The following is a 19,294-nucleotide window of genomic DNA, read 5'->3' on the forward strand; positions in this document are numbered from 1 at the left end:
AACCGTCCAGTACGCCAGGTCATTGAAGGAGCACCTGTTGAACGCCGCACAGTTGCCGGGGAACACCCTGAGCGGAACCGTCCCGCCCACCCTGCCCGCGCTCTTCGCCGCGCAGGCGGGCCGTACGCCCGGCGCGGCTGCCGTGCTGGACGGCCCACGCACGACGACCTACCGGGACCTGGCCCACGCCGCCGGGCGCACCGCGCGCTTCCTGCGCTCGCGGGGCGTGGGCCCGGGCTCCCTGGTCGGGGTGTGCCTCCCCCGGGGCACCGAACTCATCGCCACGCTCCTCGGGGTGTGGCAGGCGGGCGCGGCCTATCTGCCGCTCGACGCCGGTCATCCGCACGGTCGCCTCAGATCCCTGGCGTCCCGGGCCGGTGCCGAACTCGTCGTCACCACAGCCGCACTGCGCGGGCCGCTCGGGGAGGACGGCCCGCGCGTCCTGAGCATCGAAGAGCTGACCACCGCCTCCGAGGACGGCCCGGCCGGCCCGGCCTCGGCGGACCCGGCCTCGCTCGCGTACACGATCTTCACGTCCGGCTCCACCGGAGAACCCAAGGGCGTACAGATCACCCACGAGGGCATCGCGAACCGGGTCGCCTGGTCCGTGCGCGCCCAGCAGCTCGGCGCCGGCGACCGGATCCTGTTCAAGACGTCCGTCGGATTCGACGCGGCGGGCTGGGAGATCTTCGCGCCGCTGGTCTGCGGAGCGAGCGTCGTCGTCGCGCCGGACGGCACCGAGAAGGACCCCGCCGCGCTGCTGAAGGCCGTCGCCGACGGCGGCGTGACCGTGCTGCAGCTGGTGCCGTCCGTGCTGCGCCTGCTGGTCGAGGAACCGTCATGGGAGGGCTGCGGCGCGCTGCGGCTGCTCGCGTCGGCGGGCGAACCGCTGCACGCCGAACTGGTCGAGCGGGTCAGGGCGCTGGCAGGCCCCGGCATCGAGGTCTGGAACACCTACGGGCCCACGGAGTGCTCGATCGACATCACCGCCCACAAGGCCGACCCGGCGCGGAAGACCGGACCCGTCCCGATCGGCCGGCCGCTCACCGGGATGCGGGTCCTCGTTCTCGGGGCGGACGGCCGCCTCGCGCCCAAGGGCGTCACCGGCGAGCTGTACGCCGGCGGCACCGGCCTCGCCCAGGGCTACGCGGGGCGCCCCGGCCTGACGGCGGACCGGTTCGTGCCCGACCCCTACGGTCCGCCCGGCGCCCGCCTGTACCGCACCGGCGACCTGGTGCGCTGGAACGCGGCCGGTCTCCTGGAGTACCAGGGCCGTGCCGACGGTCAGCTCAAGGTCAACGGCGTACGCATCGAGCCCGGCGAGATCGAGGCCCAGCTCGGCGCGCACCCCGAGGTCACGGGCGCGGCCGTCGTCGCGTTCCGCACGCAGGAGGACGCGGTACGCATCGGCGCCGCCGTCACCACGCGCGGCGAACTCACCGGGAGCGACCTGCGCCGCTTCCTGCGCACCCGGCTGCCCGACAGCCATGTCCCCTCGCTGTTCCGCACGTTCGACGAGCTGCCCCTGACGCCGAACGGCAAGATCGACCGCTTGGCTCTGACCGCCGCCCTGGAGCAGGGCGACGACCTCACCGGGCAGGGCGCCTACATCGCCCCGCGCAACGCGGCCGAGGAGAAGGTCGCCGAGGTGTGGGCGGCGCTGCTGGGCCGCGAGAAGATCGGTGCCACCGACGACTTCTTCGCCCTGGGCGGCACGTCGCTGCAGCTCACCCGGCTCGCGGCCCGGCTGCGCGCCACCGGTGTCACCCTGTCGATGCGCGGCCTGTTCAGCGCCACCACGGTGGAGGCCCAGGCCCGGCTGATCGGCGCGCGAGACGCGGACAGCGCCCCGATCCCGGCGGTCGACCGCGCGGGCCGCCTGGCGCTCTCGTCCGGGCAGCGCAGGCTGTGGTTCCTGGACCGGATGGCCCCGGGCAGCCGCGAGTGGGTCGCCCCGCTGATCCTGCGCCTGCCGGCCGCGACCACGCCGGACGAGCTGCAGTCGGCGCTGACCGCGCTCGGCGGCCGTCACGAGGCGCTGCGCACGCGGTACGTCGACGAGGGCGGCGAACCCCGTCAGGTGATCGGCGCCGCACACCCCTTGGAGCTGCGGGTCGTCGACACCGGGCGCGAGCGGCTCGCCGAGCACTTCGAGGAGCAGTTCGCGCGCGGCTTCGAGCTGGCGACCGGGCCGCTGTGGCGGGCGCTGCTGGCCCGCATTCCCGGCGAGGACCACGTGCTGCTCGTCACCCTGCACCACATCGCGTGCGACGGCTGGTCCACGGTCGTCCTGGAGCGCGAGCTTCAGGAGCTGTGCGCCGCCGCCCGGGAGGGCCGCGAGCCCGTCCTGCCCGCGGTCGGCGTGCAGTACGCGGACTACGCGGCCTGGCAGTCCGGACGGCAGACGGAGGAGTTCGTCGCGGGCGAGCTCGCCCACTGGCGCACCGCGCTCGACGGCATCGCCGCGCTCGACCTGCCCGCCGACCGCCCCCGGCCCGCCGTGCGCGACCCGCGCGGCGCGGTCGTGCCGATCCGGATCGAGCCCGGGCTGGCGGCGGCCGTGGAGCAGCTGAGCCGTGAGAACGCGTCGACCCCGTTCATGACGCTGCTCACCGCGTTCGCCACGGTGCTGGCACGGCAGACCGGCCAGTGGGACGTGCCCGTCGGCACCCCGGTCGCCGGCCGCACACGACCGGAGCTGTCCGGCACCGTCGGCTTCTTCCTCAACTCCCTGGTGGTGCGCTGCGGGCTCGGTCCCGAGCTGCGGTTCGACGAGGCCCTGGGCCGGGTGCGGGCCGCGGCGACGGCCGCCTTCGCCCACCAGGAGCTGCCCTTCGACCGCCTGGTCGACGAGATCCAGCCGGAGCGCGACCTGTCGCGCACGCCGCTGTACCAGGTCGCCTTCGACATGCACAGCGAGGGCGTCACCAGCATCGCCACCGACGCCGCCGACCTGCGCGCCTTCGCCGAGTCGTGGACCGTCGCCAAGACGGACCTGTCGGTGTTCATCGGACGATCGGCGGACGGCTCCCTGGAAGGCGTCCTGGAGTACGCGGTCTCGCTGTTCGACGCGGCGACCGTGGAGCGGGTGCGGGAGCAGTTCGTGCGCCTCCTCGAAGAGGTGACCGCCGACCCGTCGGCCCGCCTGGCCGAGGTCCCGCTGCTGTCCGACGCGCAGCGGCGCCTGATCGCCACGGAGTGGAACGCCTCCGCCGCGGACTTCGGTGACGCCGGCGTGTGCGCCCGCTTCGAGGGGCAGGCCGCCCGTACGCCTGGTGCTCCCGCGGTCGGTTTCGCCGGTGAGGTGGTGACGTACGCGCAGCTCGATGCGCGGGCCAATCAGATCGCTCACCATCTGCGTGCGTCGGGCGTGGGTGGCGCTGGTGCCGTGGTGGGTGTCCTGCTCGATCGCGGTCCGGATCTGGTGGCGTGTCTGCTCGGGGTGTGGAAGGCGGGTGCGGCGTATGTGCCGATCGACCCGTCCTACCCGGCGGAGCGGATCGCCTCGATGCTGGAGAGCGCGGGCGCGGCCACGGTCCTGACGCATTCCGCGTACGCGGAGCGGTTCGGTGGCGTTGCGGACGTGGTTCTGGTGGACCGGCATGCGTCCGCGATCGATGGGCGGCCGCGGTCCGCGCCGGAGCGGACGGACGATGCCGAGGCGCTGGCGTACGTCATCTTCACGTCGGGTTCGACGGGTCGGCCCAAGGGTGTGGCGGTCACGCACCGGGGTCTGGCCAATCATGTCGCCTGGGCGGCGCGGGATCTGGCCTCGCGGGGGGCGACGGGTGCGCCGCTGTTCTCGTCGGTGGCCTTCGATCTGGTGGTTCCCAACCTGTGGGCGCCGCTGGTCACGGGTCAGCGGGTGCACACCGTCGCGCAGGACACCGACACCGCCGACCTGGCACGGGAGTTGGTGGCGGCGGGCCCGTTCAGCTTCGTCAAGCTGACCCCCGGGCACGTCGACGTCCTGGCCTCCCAGCTGACCGCGCAGGAGGCTTCCGCTCTGGCGCCGGTGCTGGTGGTCGCCGGTGAGGCGCTGACGCGGACGACGGTGGAGCGGTGGCGGGCGCTGGCGCCCGGGACCGACCTGGTCAACGAGTACGGGCCGACCGAGGCCTCCGTCGGCACCTGCGTCTTCCCGGTCACCGAAGCCGAGACGGGCGAGGTCATGCCGATCGGCCGCCCGCTGCCGAACATGACGATGTACGTCCTCGACGAGCGGCTGGCTCTCGTGCCCGTCGGGGTACCCGGTGAGCTGTACGTCGGCGGTACCGGTGTGGCGCGCGGCTACGCGGGCCGGCCCGGTCTGACGGCCGAGCGGTTCGTGCCGGACCCGTACGGGCCTGCGGGTGCTCGTCTGTACCGCACGGGTGACCTCGCCCGTACCCGTCCGGACGGCGCCGTGGAGTTCCTGGGCCGGCTCGACGACCAGGTGAAGATCCGCGGCTATCGCATCGAACCCGGCGAGATCCAGACCGTCGTCGCCGAGCACCCGGCGGTCCGTGAGGCGGTCGTCGTGGCGCGTCGAACGGCGGCCGGCGGCCATCAGCTCGTCGCGTACTACGTCCCGCGGGACGACGCGGAGGTGAGCACGGCCGACGAGCTCGCGGCGCACTGTGCCGCCCGGCTGCCGGAGTACATGCTCCCGGCGGCCTACGTCGCCCTCGACGAGATCCCCCTCAACGCCAACGGCAAGACCGACAAGCGGGCCCTGCCCGACCCGGACGACACCGGCCCGGACGGCGGCACGCCCCATGTCGCGCCGCGCACCGTCACCGAGGAGCGCCTTGCGGAGATCTGGACCGAACTCCTCGCGGTCGAGCCCGGCATGACGGACAGCTTCTTCCACTCCGGCGGCAACTCGATCCTGGCGATCCGCCTGATCGCCCGCATCCAGGAGGAGTTCGACATCGACTTCACGGTCCGGGCGGTCTTCGAGGGCCCGACGGTGGCTCAGCTGGCCGTGGCCGTGGAACGGGAGATCTTCGCGGATCCCGACGACCCGTCCGGTCTCGCCGGCGCCTCCACCCACCACCCCGACCCCGCGATCAACGGCCACGCGCCGGTCAAGGAGACAGCATGAGCACCGGTGCCGACACGCCCCCGGCCATCGACACGGACGAGGCACGCGACATGATCGTGCGGCAGCGGCTCGCCGGGCGGCGGCGTGCGCGCAGAAGCGCGATACCCAAGGCGGACCGGAACGCCCCGCTGCGCCTGTCGTACGGGCAGGAGCAGATGTGGTTCCTCAACCGCCTCGACCCCGGCAGCACCCAGTACCTCGTCCCGCTGCTCGTCCGGCTGACCGGGGCCCTGGACGCCGGCGTCCTGGCCGACGCCTGGCAGCGGCTCACCGACCGGCACGAGATCCTGCGCACCCGCTACGGGCTGCACGGTGAGGAGCCGGTGCAGATCGTCTCCGAGCGGGAGCGGGTCACGCTGCCCCTCGAAGACCTCACGCACCTGCCCGGGGACGAGCGCGAGGCACGCGTCCAGGCCATCGTCACCGGCGAGGTCTTCGTGCCGTTCGACCTGGAGCGCGACCTGCCGGTGCGGGCCCGTCTGATCCGGCTCGGCGACGAGGAGCACGTGCTCGCCGTCGTCTTCCACCACATCGCCTGCGACGCCTGGTCCACCGAGATCGTCGGGCAGGAACTCAGCGCCCTGTACGCCGCCCTCGTGAAGGGGGAGGAGCCGAGGCTGCCCGATGTCGCCGTCCAGTACGCCGACTTCGCCGCCTGGCAGCGCGCCGAGATGTCCGGCGCCACCCTGGAGCGGCACCTTGACCACTGGAAGGGCGAGCTGGCGGGCATCACGCCGATCGAGCTGCCCACCGACCGGCCCCGCAAGGCCGTCAGGGACGCGAGGGGTGACACGGTCGCCTTCTCCGTCCCGGCCGTACTCGCCGCCCGCGTGCAGGAGTTCGCCCGGGAGCGGGCCGCCACTCCCTTCATGGTCGTGCTCGCCACGTTCCAGAGCCTGCTGGCCCGGCACACCGGTTCCGCCGACGTCACCGTGGGCACGGTCGTGTCCGGGCGGGGCCGCCCCGAGCTGCAGGGCATGCTCGGGTACGGCATCAACACGCTGGCACTGCGCGGGAGATGGGCCGAAGGGACCTCCTTCCGCGATCTCGTCGACGCCACCAAGGGCACCGTCCTCGGCGCCTTCGACCACCAGGGCGTCCCGTTCGCCCGGCTGATCGACGCCGTGCAGCCCGAGCGCGACCTGTCCCGCAACCCGCTCTTCGACGTCGCCCTGACCATGCACGGCGAGCGCACCGGCGCCTTCGCCCTGCCGGGCATCGACGCGGAGCCGTACCGGGCCGAGGGCGACGCCGCCAAGTACGACCTCGACCTTCAGCTGCGCCAGGACGCCGACGGGACGCTGCACGGGCACCTGGAGTACGCCGTCGAGCTGTTCGACCGGGCCACCGCCGAGCGGCTCACCGGGCAGCTCGTCCGCCTCCTCGACGCGGCGACCGCGGCCCCGGACGCCGACCTGGCTCAACTGCCCTTCCTCGGCGCGGACGAGGTCCGCCTGCTCACGCAGGGCGCGGCCGTCACCGGCGAGGTCACCCGCACCGTCCACCGGGCCTTCGAGGAGCAGGCGGCCCGCACCCCGGACGCCGTCGCCGTGCACGCCGCCGGCGAGGAGCTGACGTACGCCGAGCTCAACGAGCGCGCCAACCGCATCGCCCACCACCTCGTCGCCCTGGGCGTCGGCCAGGAGACCCTGGTCGGTGTCTGCCTGGAGCGCGGCGCCGACCTGATGCCCGCCCTGCTCGGCGTCCTCAAGGCGGGCGGCGCCTATCTGCCGCTCGACCCCTCGCAGCCCGCCGACCGCATCGACTACATGCTCCAGGACGCCGCAGCTCCGGTCGTGGTGACCGAACGCGCCCACGCGGAACTCCTGAACGGTCTGCACGACGGGCCCGTCCTCGTCCTGGACGGGGAGGAGGGCCGCGCCGCGCTGGCCGCCCGGCCGGCCACGGACCCGGCCCCGCGGACCGACGCCGACAGCCTGATCTATGTCATCTACACCTCGGGTTCCACCGGCCGCCCCAAGGGCGTCGGCCTCACCCACGCCAACGTGGAGCGCCTGTTCACGGTCTGCGCGGACCAGACCGGGTTCCGCACCGACGACGTGTGGACGCTGTTCCACTCCTACGCCTTCGACTTCTCCGTATGGGAGATGTGGGGCGCGCTGCGGCACGGCGGTCGGCTCGTCGTCGTGCCGAAGGACGTCTCGCGCGACCCGTCCGCGTTCCTCGACCTGCTCGTCGAGCAGCGCGTGACGGTGCTCAACCAGACGCCGTCCGCGTTCCGCGCCCTGGTGGTCGCGGCCCGCGAGGGCGATGCGCGCGTAGGCGAACTGGCCCTGCGCACCGTGGTCTTCGGTGGCGAGAAGCTCGAAGTCGCCGACCTGCGGCCGTGGGTGGACCGACTCGGCCTGAACGCCCCCACGCTCGTCAACATGTACGGCATCACGGAGACCACCGTGCATGTCACGCACCATCTCCTCGACGAGGACGACCTCGCCCGGGGCGCCGTCAGCCCGGTCGGCGTCCCCCTCGACGACCTCGCCGTCCGTGTCCTCGACGCGCACGGCAACCTGGCGCCGATCGGGGTGCCCGGAGAGATCCACGTCGCGGGCCGCGGCGTCGCCCGCGGCTATCGCGGCCGTCCCGCCCTGACCGCCGAGCGGTTCGTGCCCGACCCGTACGGGGCGCCGGGCGACCGTCTGTACCGCAGCGGCGACATCGCGCGCCGCCTGGCCGACGGCAGCCTGGAGTTCCTGGGCCGCAACGACGCCCAGGTGAAGATCCGCGGCTTCCGCATCGAGCTCGGTGAGATCAACGCCGCCCTCACCGCGCTGGACGGTGTGCGTGACGCCGTCGTCGTGGTCCGGGAGGACACCTCGGGCGACAAGCAGCTCGTCGCCTACGTCGTCCCCGCCGGCGGCGCCACGCCCGACACCGCCGGGCTGCGCGCCCCGCTCGCCCGCGAACTGCCCGAGTACATGGTCCCGGCGACGTTCGTCACCCTCGACGCGCTGCCGCTGACCGACAACGGCAAGCTCGACACCAAGGCGCTGCCCGCGCCCGCCGCGCACGTGGCGGCTTCCGAGTACGTCGCGCCGCGCTCCGGCCTGGAGGAGCGCACCGCCGTCGTCTGGGCCGAGGTCCTCGGTGTCGACCGGGTCGGCGTCCACGACAGCTTCTTCGACCTGGGCGGACACTCGCTGCGCGCCATCACCCTCGCGGGCCGGCTGCGCGAGGCGGGGCTCGACGTCGGCGTCCGCGACCTGTTCGAGTACCGCACCGTGGCCCTGCTGTGCGAGCAGCTCGCCGACCGGGCGCCGGTCACCACCACCCACGGAGTACGCCCGTTCGCCCTCATCGGCGACGAGGACCGGGCCCGGCTGCCCGAAGGCGTCGTGGACGCGTACCCGATGTCGCAGGTGCAGATCGGCATGGTCGTCGAGATGCTCAGCGACGGCGGCCGGCATCCGTACCACAACGTCACCTCCTTCCGGGTCCCCGACGACCGCTCCTTCGACATCGAGGCGCTGCGCGCGTCGGTCGCTTCGGCCGTCGCCCGGCACGAGGTGCTGCGCACGTCCTTCGACCTCAACTCCTATGCCGCGCCGATGCAGTTGGTGCACGAGCAGGTCGAACTGCCGGTGGAGGGACGCGATCTGCGGGGCCTCGGCGACGAGGCGGTGCGGGACGCGCTGCGCGCCTTCACCGCGGAGGAGCGCTCCCGGCTGATCCCGCTGGACAGCGCGCCGCAGCTGCGCCTGTACGGCACGGCCTGCGACGACGGCAGCTGGTGGCTGACGATCACCGAGTGCCACGCGATCCTCGACGGCTGGAGCCACCACTCCCTCCTGATGGAGATCGTGGAGGGCTACCACCGGGCCCGCGACGGGCGGCCCGTGGACGCGCCGGACGCCCCCGCCGTGCGGTTCGCCGACTTCATCGCCGCCGAGGTCGCCTCCCGGGAGGCCGGCGACGACCGCGCGTACTGGACCGGCATCATCGAGGGCCACACGCCCTTCACGCTCCCCGAGGCCTGGGCGGGCGACGGGGTCGCGGGTGCCCCGCACCGGGTCAAGGTCCCCTTCCACGACCTGGAGCCGCAGCTGCGCGCCCTGGCGTCCACCGCCGGCGCCTCGCTCAAGAGCGTGCTGCACGCCGCGCATCTGAAGGTCCTCAGCACGGTCACCGGTGACGAGCGCTTCTTCACCGGCCTGGTGTGCAACGCCCGCCCCGAGGCCCTCGGCGCCGACGGCCTGTACGGCATGCACCTCAACACATTGCCGTTCGCCTTCGACGGCGCCTCCGGAACCTGGCGCGACCTGGTGCGCCGGGTCTTCGAGCGCGAGGTCGAACTGTGGCCGCACCGCGGCTACCCGATGCCCGACATCCAGCGGCAGGCCGAGGAGGGGCAGCGGCTCGTCTCGGTCCGCTTCAGCTACCACGACTTCGACCAGGTCGACCGCGACCGGGTCGACTACCTGGCGAGCATCGACGACAGCCCCACCGAGTTCCCGCTCGGCGTCTCGGCCCGCCTCGGCCACCTGTTCCTGACCGGCGGCCGCAAGCACGTCTCCGCCGAGGCCCTGGAGCGCCTCGCGGGCACCCTGCGCGAGGTCCTCGTGGCGATGGCCGCGGACCCGGAGGGCGATGCGGATGCCTCGTACCTCCCCTCCGCCACCAGGAAGACGCTCCTGGAACACGGCACGGGCGAGCGTGCCGACTTCGGTGACGCGAGTGTCTGTGCCCGCTTCGAGGAGCAGGCCGCCCGCACTCCCGAGGCGCCCGCGGTCGGTTTCGCCGGTGAGGTGGTCACGTACGCGCAGCTCGATGCGCGGGCCAACCAGATCGCTCACCAGCTGCGTGCGTCGGGCGTGGGTGGCGCTGGTGCCGTCGTGGGTGTGCTGCTCGACCGTGGCCCGGATCTCCTGGCGAGCCTGCTCGGTGTCTGGAAGGCGGGCGCGGCGTACGTGCCGATCGACCCGTCCTACCCGGCGGAGCGGATCGCCTCGATGCTGGAGAGCGCGGGCGCGGTGACGGCTCTGACGCACTCCGCGTACACCGGCCGTTTCGGAGGCGACCTGGGTCTGGTTCTCGTGGACCGGCATGCGTCCGCGATAGACGGGCGGCCGCGGTCCGCACCAGAGCGGACGGACGATGCCGAGGCGCTCGCCTACGTCATCTTCACGTCGGGTTCGACGGGCCGGCCCAAGGGGGTCGCGGTCACGCACCGGGGTCTGGCCAACCATGTCGCCTGGGCGGCCCGGGACCTCGCCTCGCGGGGGGCGACGGGTGCGCCGCTCTTCTCGTCGGTGGCCTTCGACCTGGTCGTCCCGAACCTGTGGGCGCCGCTGGTCACAGGTCAGCGGGTGCACACCATCGCGCAGGACACCGACACCGCCGACCTGGCACGGGAACTGTCCGCCGCCGGCCCGTTCAGCTTCGTCAAGCTGACCCCCGGGCACGTCGACGTCCTGGCCTCCCAGCTGACCGCGGAGCAGGCTTCCGCTCTGGCGCCGGTGCTGGTGGTCGCCGGTGAGGCGCTGACGCGGACGACGGTGGAGCGGTGGCGGGCGCTGGCGCCCGGGACCGAGCTCGTCAACGAGTACGGGCCGACCGAGGCCTCCGTCGGCACCTGCGTCTTCCCGGTCACCGAGGCCGAGTCCGGCGAGGTCATGCCGATCGGCCGCCCGCTGCCCAACATGACGATGCACGTCCTGGACGAGCGGCTCGACCAGGTCGCGGTCGGTGTCGCAGGCGAGCTGTATGTCGGCGGTACCGGGGTGGCGCGCGGCTACGCGGGCCGGCCCGGTCTGACGGCCGAGCGGTTCGTGCCGGACCCGTACGGGCCTGCGGGTGCTCGTCTGTACCGCACGGGTGACCTCGCCAGGACCCGTCCGGACGGCGCCGTGGAGTTCCTGGGCCGTCTCGACGACCAGGTGAAGATCCGCGGCTATCGCATCGAACCCGGCGAGATCCAGACCGTCGTCGCCGAGCACCCAGGGGTCCGCGAGGCGGTCGTCGTCCCGCACGAGACGGCGACGGGAGACATCCAGCTCGTCGCGTACTACGTCCCGTCCGGCTCCGGCACCAGTGCCGCCGAACTCGCCGAGCACAGCGGTGCCCGGCTGCCCGACTACATGCTCCCGGCGGCCTACGTCGCCCTCGACGAGATCCCCCTCAACGCCAACGGCAAGACCGACAGGCGGGCCCTGCCCGCGCCGGACGACACCGGCCTCGACGGCGGCACGTCCTATGTCGCGCCCCGCACCATCACCGAGGCACAGGTGGCGGCCATCTGGTCGCAGGTCCTCGGCCTGGAGCGGGTCGGCGTCCTGGACGGCTTCTTCGAGCTGGGGGGCCATTCCATCCGCGCGGTCGCGCTGGTCGGCGCCCTGCGTACGGCCGGCTTCGACGTCGGCGTGCGGGAGGTCTTCGAGTACCGCACGGTCGCCGAGCTGAGCGAGTTCCTCACCGGGCGCCCGGCGCCGCAGGAGACCGCCGCGCCCGTCGAGCCGTTCGCCCTGCTCGCCGACGAGGACCGGGCCGGGCTGCCCGAGGGCGTCGTGGACGCGTACCCGATGTCGCAGGTCCAGCTCGGCATGCTCGTCGAGATGCTCGCCGACGACGAACGGCGGGTCTATCTGAACGTCGCGTCGTTCCGCATCACCGACGGCACCCCGTTCGACGCGGACGCTCTGCGCGCCGCCCTCGACGTGGTCACCGGACGGCACGAGATGCTGCGGACCTCCTTCGACCTGGACGCCTTCACCCAGCCGCTGCAGATCGTGCACCCGAAGGCCCGGATCCCGCTGACCGTCGAGGACCTGCGGCAGCTGTCGGAGGGCGCTCGCGAGCTGCGCGTACGGGACATCATGAGCGAGGAGCGGGCCCGAGGGCTCGATCTCGCGGCGGCCCCGCTGCTGCGCATGACCGCCCAGGTCGAGGCCGACGACTCCTGGCGACTCGTCGTCACCGTCTCGCACGCCATCACCGAGGGCTGGAGCCACCGCGCCCTCCTGATGGAACTCCTCGACGTCTACCGCGCCCTGCGCGAGGGCGGCGCCCCCGCTCCCGTCGAGGCCCCGCCGGTGCGTTACGCCGACTTCATCGCGGCCGAACTGGCCTCCCTGGACTCGCAGGAGGACCGGGCGTACTGGCAGGACCTCATCGGCCGGCACGCACCGTTCGCGCTGCCCGCCGACTGGGCGGGGGACCCCGCCGAGCCGAGCGAGAAGTACCGGCTCGCCGTGCCCGTGCACGACCTGGAACCGCGCCTGCGCACCCTCGCCACCCAGGCGCGGGCGTCGTTCAAGAGCGTGCTGCTCGCCGCCCACCTGAAGGTCATGAGCACCCTCACCGAGGAGGACGGCTTCTTCAGCGGCCTGGTGTGCAGTGCCCGCCCCGAGATGCCCGGCGCGGAACGCGTCTACGGCATGTACCTCAACACCCTGCCGTTCGCCTTCGACCGCACCACGGGCAGCTGGACCGAACTGGTCCGCCAGGTCTTCGCCCGGGAGGCCGAGGTCTGGGACCGCCGGCGGTTCCCGATGCCGGTCATCCAGCGGGAGGCGGGCGCCGGCCGTCTGCTCCACGTCCGGTTCAGCTACCAGGACTTCGACCACGTCGACGACAAGCTCGTCGACGCCGGTGCCAGCGGCGGCGAGGGCGGCACCGAGTTCGCGCTCGCGGTCTCGGCGGTCTCCGGGCACCTGCTGCTCACCACGCACACCCACGCTCTGGCCCGTGAGCAGGGCGAGCGCCTGACCACCCTGTACCGGCAGGTCCTGGAGGCCATGGCCGACGACCCGCAGGGCAGCGCCCAGGACACCTGGCTGCCCTCGGAGGAGCGGGAGTGGCTGCTCGCGCAGAACGACACGGCCCGCGACTTCCCGGAAGCGACCGTCCTGCAGCGCTTCGAGGAACAGGTGGCCCGCACCCCCGACGCCGTCGCCGTACGGCACGCGGGCGGCGAGCTGTCGTACGCCGAACTCGACGCCCGGGCGACCCGGTTCGCCTACCGGCTGCGTGCGGCGGGCGTCGGCGATGAGTCCACGGTGGGCGTGCTGCTCGACCGCGGACCGGACCTGCTCGCGATGCTGCTCGCGGTGTGGAAGGCGGGCGGCGCGTACGTGCCGATCGACCCGTCCTACCCGTCCGAGCGCATCGCCTCCATGTGCGAGAGCGCGGCCGCGCGGCTCGCTGTGACGCAGGAGGGCTACGCGGACCGCTTCCCCGGCGGGGTGCCGGTGCTGGACATCGCCCGACTGGCCGACGGCGCGGGCGAGTTCGGCGCGGTGGCCCGGGTCGACGATCCCGACCGGCTCGCCTACGTCATCTTCACCTCCGGTTCCACCGGGCGGCCCAAGGGCGTCCAGGTCCCGCACCGGGGCCTGGCCAACCACGTCGCCTGGGCGGCGGACGAACTCGCCGCACGTGGCACGGGCGGTGCCCCGCTGTTCTCCTCGGTCGCCTTCGACCTGGTCGTCCCCAACCTGTGGGGGCCGCTGGTCACCGGCCAGGCGGTGCACGTCGTCCCGCAGGACACTCGGCCCGCCGACCTGGCGGCCGCGCTGCTCGACGGCGGCCCGTACAGCTTCGTCAAGCTGACCCCGGGCCACCTGGACATACTCACCGAGCAGCTCACCACCGAGCAGGTCGACCGGCTCAGCCGGGTCTACGTCGTCGCCGGCGAGGCCCTGCCGGGCTCCACCGCCAACCGGTCCCTCGAAGTCCTCGGCTCCGGCCGCATGATCAACGAGTACGGGCCGACCGAGGCGTCCGTGGGCTCCACCATCCACCCCGTCACCGACCACGTCGCGCTCGACGTCGTCCCGATCGGCCGCCCGCTGCCGAACATGACGGCGTACGTCCTGGACGCGGCGATGCGTGAGGTGCCGGCCGGTGTGGTCGGCGAGCTGTACGTCGGCGGCACGGGCGTGGCGCGCGGGTACGCGGGCCGGCCCGACCTGACGGCCGAGCGGTTCGTGCCCGACCCGTACGGGCCGGCGGGCAGCCGCCTGTACCGCACGGGAGACCGGGTCCGGATGCGGGCCGACGGGAACATCGAGTTCCTCGGCCGCCTCGACGACCAGGTCAAGATCCGCGGCTACCGCGTCGAACTCGGCGAGGTCCAGGCCGTGCTGGCGGCCCATCCGGCCGTCCGGGACGCCGTGGTCGCCGTGCACGAGCCGACGCCCGGCGACAGGCGCCTCGTCGCCTACTGCGTGCCCGCGGAAGGACAGCGGCTGCCGGACGCCGCGGCTCTCGCCGAGGACTGCGGGGCGCTGCTGCCGGAGTACATGGTGCCCTCCGCGTTCGTCGCCCTGGACGCGATCCCGCTCAACGCCAACGGCAAGGTCGACCGCGGGGCGCTGGCCGCGCCGGACCGTTCGGCGATGCGCTCGGGCCGCGAGTTCGTGGCGCCGCGCACCGACACGGAACGCACGCTCGCCAAGATCTGGTCCGGGGTGCTCGGTGTCGACGAGATCGGTGTGCACGACGAGTTCTTCGAGCTCGGCGGGCACTCGATCCTGATGATCCAGGTGCTCGCGGCGGCCCGCCGCGAGGGCCTCGCGGTCTCGGTCTGGCGCATGTACCAGCACGGCACGCTCGTCGACCTGGCCGCGGCCATCGACGAGGACAGGGCGGCGGCCGCCGCGGAGGAGGCCGCCAAGGCCGCCGAGGCGGAGCCCGCACCGGTCGAGGTCCCGGCCGAGCTGCTCGCCTCGCTCCTGCGGCAGGCCGCAGGCGGCGACGCCACACGCCTCACGGAGGGGCCGCTCGCCCAGGTCGCGGCCCTGCTCGGCGGCGGTGCACAGGCCACCGCCGAGGCCGGGGGGACGATCGCCCTCGACGACCTGGACGCCCTCATGGCCGAGCACCAGGTGCCCGGCGTGAGCCTGGCCCTGCTCGGCGCGGACGGCTCGGTGCGCACCCACGCGGCCGGTGTCCTCGCGGTGGACGGCGACCGGCCGGTGACCCCGGACACGCTGTTCCAGGTCGGCTCGATCAGCAAGCACGTCGCGGCGTTCGCGACCCTGCGGCTCGTGGCCGAGGGGCGCATGGGCCTGGACGACTCCATCGACACGCACCTGACGTCCTGGCACCTCGAGGAGCTGGACTCGGCACCCGGCGCGGTGACCGTCCGGCAGCTGCTCGGGCACACCGCCGGGCTCGCCCGGCACCGCAGCGTCGGATTCCCGCCGGGCGGCGAGGTTCCCACCCTGCGGGACCTCTTGGAGGGCACGGGCGCCGTCTCCACCCCGCGAGTGCGCCGCCAGCTGGTGCCCGGCTCCACGTTCCGCAAGTCCAGCACCCACTACTGGGTCCTCCAGCAGCTCCTGGAGGACGTCACCGGTGAGGTGTTCCAGGACCTCGCGCACCGCCTGGTCCTCGCGCCGCTCGGCATGACGGGAAGCAGCTTCGACCAGGACTTCCCGCGCACGTCGGGGCGTCCGGTGGCCCTCGGCCACCACGTCAAGGGCGTGGCCATGGAAGGGGGCTGGCGCGAACGCGCCCACCTCGCCGCCGCCGGCCTGTGGACGACGGCCGAGGACATCGCCCGGCTGGCCCGGCAGGTGCGGGCCTCGCTCCTCGGCCACGAGGGGGCCCTGCTGCCCCGCGCCGTCGCCCGGGAACTGCTCGCCACCCATCCGGGCAGCTTCTACGGCCTCGGCACCATCGTCGACGACACCGGCGGCGACGCCGAGTTCGGTCACGGCGGCGAACCCGCCGGCTACTGGAACCTCTCGCTCTCCCACCTCGGCAGCGGGGTCGGCCTGGTCGCCCTCACCAACTCCGACAGCGGCAAGAGCGTCGTCAAGCACCTGACCGCCCGGCTCGGCAAGGACGAAGAGCCCTTCGGCAAGGGCGAGCTGATGGCCGAGTGGGCGGCAGCGGGCACCGGCTCCGCCGCCCCCGCCGGTCATCCGCTGCTCAGCCCCGTCGTCACCGACGAGGAGCAGGCATGACCACCCACGGCCCGCGAACGGCCACCACCACCCAGGAGGACCCTGTGCACCACCCCCGCACACGCCACCTCATCTCCGTGGACGACCTCACCGACGACGACCTGCGCACCCTGGTGGCGGACGGTGTCGCCTTCCGCGCCGCCGAGCGCAAGGGCGGCCCGAAGCCGCTGCGGGACGAGGTCGTGGGCATCTACTTCAGCAAGACGTCCACCCGTACCCGTACCGCCTTCTCCAGCGGCGCCCTGCGCCTGGGCGCCTCCCTGATCACCTACGGGCCGGGCGACCTCCAGCTCAACACCGGTGAGACCAGCGAGGACACCGGGGTCGTGCTCTCCCGGATGCTCGACGTCCTGGTGGCCCGCACCGCGGGTGACGAGGCGGAGATGCGGGCCTGGGCGAGCCAGCGGCGGATGTCCGTCGTCAACGCGATGAGCGCCGGCGAGCACCCCACACAGGCCCTCACCGACCTCACCACGCTGAGCGCACACTTCGGCCGGCTGGACGGGCTGCGCGTCCTGTACGTGGGAGAGGGCAACAACTCGGCGTCCGCGTTCGCCCTCGCCCTCAGTCGCTTCCCGGGCGCCGAGCTGGAACTGCGCACCCCGCCCGGCTACGGGCTCGACCCGGCCTATCTCGCCAGGGCCGAGGCGCACGCCGCACGCACCGGCGCGAGCGTGCGCGAACGCCACGACATGGACGACCTGCCCGCCGACGTCGACGCCATCTACACCACGCGCTGGCAGACCACGGGCACCACCAAACCCGACCCGGACTGGCGGGACGTCTTCGCCCCGTTCCAGGTGAGCGCGCGGCTGTGGGAGACCAGCCCCAAGGCGGTGTTCCTGCACGACCTGCCCGCGCACCGCGGGGACGAGGTGACGGCCGAGGTCCTCGACGGGCCGCACAGCATCGCCTTCGAGCAGGCCGAGAACAAGATGCACAGCGCGATGGCCGTCCTGAAGTGGTGCCGGGCGGGCGGCCCGGCCGCACCGGGAGAGTGAGCGTCACCGACGGCCGGACGGCTCCCGCGCACCCGCAGGCGAAGGGGCCGGATCCGGTCCCGCTGCGACGCAACCGCGACTATCTCATGCTGTGGAGCGGCGCCGGGCTCACCCTGCTCGGCTCCCGCGCCACCTCGGTCGCCTACCCGCTGCTGCTGATCTGGTCCACCGGATCGGCGGCGGCGGGAGCGGTGGCCGCCTTCGCGGCCCAACTGCCGCATCTGCTCGTGCAGTTGCCCGCCGGGGCGCTCGTCGACCGGTGGAACCGGCGCCGCACGATGCTCGTGTGCAGCGCGGGCTGCGCCGTCTCCACGGCGAGCGTGGTCACGGCAGTCGCGGTGGGCCAGGTCCACTTGACCCACCTGGCGGTGGCCGCGTTCGCCGAGGGATCGCTGATGGTCTGCCACCGCCTCGCCGAACGGGCCTGCGTCCGCCAGGTCGTGCCGGCGTCGCAGCTCACCGCGGCGCTCGCCGGGAACGAGGCGCGGGGGCGGGCCGCGGGGCTGCTCGGACAGCCGCTCGGCAGCGCCGCGTTCGCCGCCGCCAGGTGGTCGCCGTTCCTGCTCGGGAGCGTCGCGCACCTGATGTCGCTGCTCGCCGTCCTGTGCGTCAGGGCGCCGTTCGGCGGCAGCCCGGCGGCCACCCGGCGCAGGCTCGGGCCCGAGATCGCCGAAGGGCTGCGCTGGCTGTGGCGGCGCCGCTTCCTGCGCCGGATCACACTGCTGATCTCCGGCAGCAACGTGATCTTCCAGGCGCTGGCCCTGCTGCCCGCCTTCGTCCTGTACGAGGACGGGCTCTCGCCCGCGACGGTCGGCGTGATCGCGGCGATCAGCGGGGCGGGCGGCGCCGTCGGCGCCCTGTGCGGCGGCTGGGCCACGCGCCGCATCGGCATGGCCGGCCTGGTCCGCGGGGCGCTCGCGGTGTGGGCGCTGCTCGTGCCCGCCCTCGCCCTGACCCGGCAGCCACTGCTCCTGGGAGCGCTGCTGGCCGGAATGAGCCTGGTGGGCGGCGCCGTCAACGTCGCCGGCGGCGTCCACCAGGTGCGCACCACGCCCGATGCCCTCCAGGGCCGCGTCAACAGCGCGCTACAGCTGGCGGGTTCGGGCGCCAACGCACTCGGCGCACTCGCCGGCGGAGTGCTCCTCGACTCCCTCGGCGCGGCCCGCACGGCCGCCCTGCTCGGTGCGGCGATGGGCGTCCTGGCGCTCGTCGCCGCCGCCTCCGCACTGTCCCGCCTCCTCGCCTCCGAGGAAGAGCAGGTCTCTCGGGAAAAGCCGCAAGAACCCGTACACGAACACGAAGGAGAACGCCCCTCATGAACACGACCCCCAGCTGGACCCCGCTGGTGATCACCCCGCAGAGCGCCGGGGTCGAGGCCTCGGCCGCCGGGCTGCTCAGGGTGATCGGCGACACCGCCGCCATCGACGACCAGCTCGTCAAGGAGAAGGCACTGGTCTTCCGCGGCTTCGGCGTCACACAGGAGGAACTCGACCCGGTCATGGACGAGCTGCTGCCCAACCGGCTCGCCTACGTCCACGGCAACTCGCCGCGCACCAAGGTCGGCAAGAACGTCTACACCTCCACGGAGTACCCGCAGGAGTTCACCATCTCGATGCACAACGAGATGTCGTACGCCCACGCCTGGCCGGCCCGCCTGCTCTTCTTCTGCCAGAAGGCCGCCGAGACCGGCGGCGCCACGCCGGTGACCGACTCCGCCCTCTGGCTCGAGTCCCTGGACCCGGAGGTCAGGGAGGCGTTCAAGGGCGGCGTCTGCTACCAGCAGAACCTGCACGGCGGCCTCGGCCTCGGCAAGAGCTGGCAGGACACCTTCGAGACCACCGACCGCGCCGAGGTCGAGGCCTTCCTCGGACAGACCGGCGCCCGGTGGGAATGGAAGCCGGACGGCTCGCTGCGGGTGCGCCAGGTGCGGCCCGCGACCGCTGTGCACCCGGTGACCGGCACGGAGGTGTGGTTCAACCAGTCCGACCAGTGGCACCCGGCGGGACTCGGCGACGACACCGCCGCCGCGCTCGCCCAGATCATGCCCGTCGACGAACTGCCGCAGTCCGTCACATTCGCCGACGGCACGCCCATCCCCGACGAGTACGTCCTCCAGATCCGTGACCGGGGCCTGGACGCCGCCGTGAACTGCGACTGGCGCACCGGTGACCTGATGCTCATCGACAACATGCTGGTCTCGCACGGCCGCCGGCCCTTCACCGGAACCCGCCGCGTGCTCGTCGCGATGTCCGACTGAGGTCCGATGAGCACCGCTGAGC

At 73.3% G+C, this 19,294-nt stretch carries 5 protein-coding genes; all 5 read left to right on the forward strand.

Translation table 11 applies throughout. From position 1 onward, the window contains the following. Positions 1–37 precede the first annotated feature (37 nt). The 5 genes from ACZ6I3_RS25420 to ACZ6I3_RS25440 are packed head-to-tail and all read left to right on the forward strand — an operon-like array spanning position 38 to position 19,272. Complete coding sequence (locus tag ACZ6I3_RS25420; RefSeq protein WP_469417632.1) at positions 38–5,086, forward strand: amino acid adenylation domain-containing protein; 5,049 nt, start codon at positions 38–40, stop codon at positions 5,084–5,086. After that, complete coding sequence (locus ACZ6I3_RS25425; protein WP_469417633.1) at positions 5,083–16,014, forward strand: non-ribosomal peptide synthetase; 10,932 nt, start codon at positions 5,083–5,085, stop codon at positions 16,012–16,014. Before ACZ6I3_RS25420 ends, ACZ6I3_RS25425 begins: the two co-directional genes overlap by 4 nt. Next, positions 16,011–17,015 (forward strand): ornithine carbamoyltransferase, encoded by a 1,005-nt coding sequence (locus tag ACZ6I3_RS25430; protein ID WP_469417635.1) that lies wholly within the window; start codon positions 16,011–16,013, stop codon positions 17,013–17,015. The genes ACZ6I3_RS25425 and ACZ6I3_RS25430 overlap by 4 nt, the downstream gene beginning before the upstream one ends. Next, positions 17,012–18,334, forward strand: a complete 1,323-nt coding sequence (locus tag ACZ6I3_RS25435) for an MFS transporter (protein WP_469417636.1) — start codon at positions 17,012–17,014, stop codon at positions 18,332–18,334. The genes ACZ6I3_RS25430 and ACZ6I3_RS25435 overlap by 4 nt, the downstream gene beginning before the upstream one ends. Next, positions 18,331–19,272: a TauD/TfdA family dioxygenase gene (locus ACZ6I3_RS25440; RefSeq protein WP_469417637.1), complete on the forward strand. Its 942-nt coding sequence runs from the start codon at positions 18,331–18,333 to the stop codon at positions 19,270–19,272. Before ACZ6I3_RS25435 ends, ACZ6I3_RS25440 begins: the two co-directional genes overlap by 4 nt. The last annotated feature ends 22 nt before the right edge of the window (positions 19,273–19,294 follow it).

The organism is Streptomyces sp. NPDC041940 (assembly GCF_055589465.1).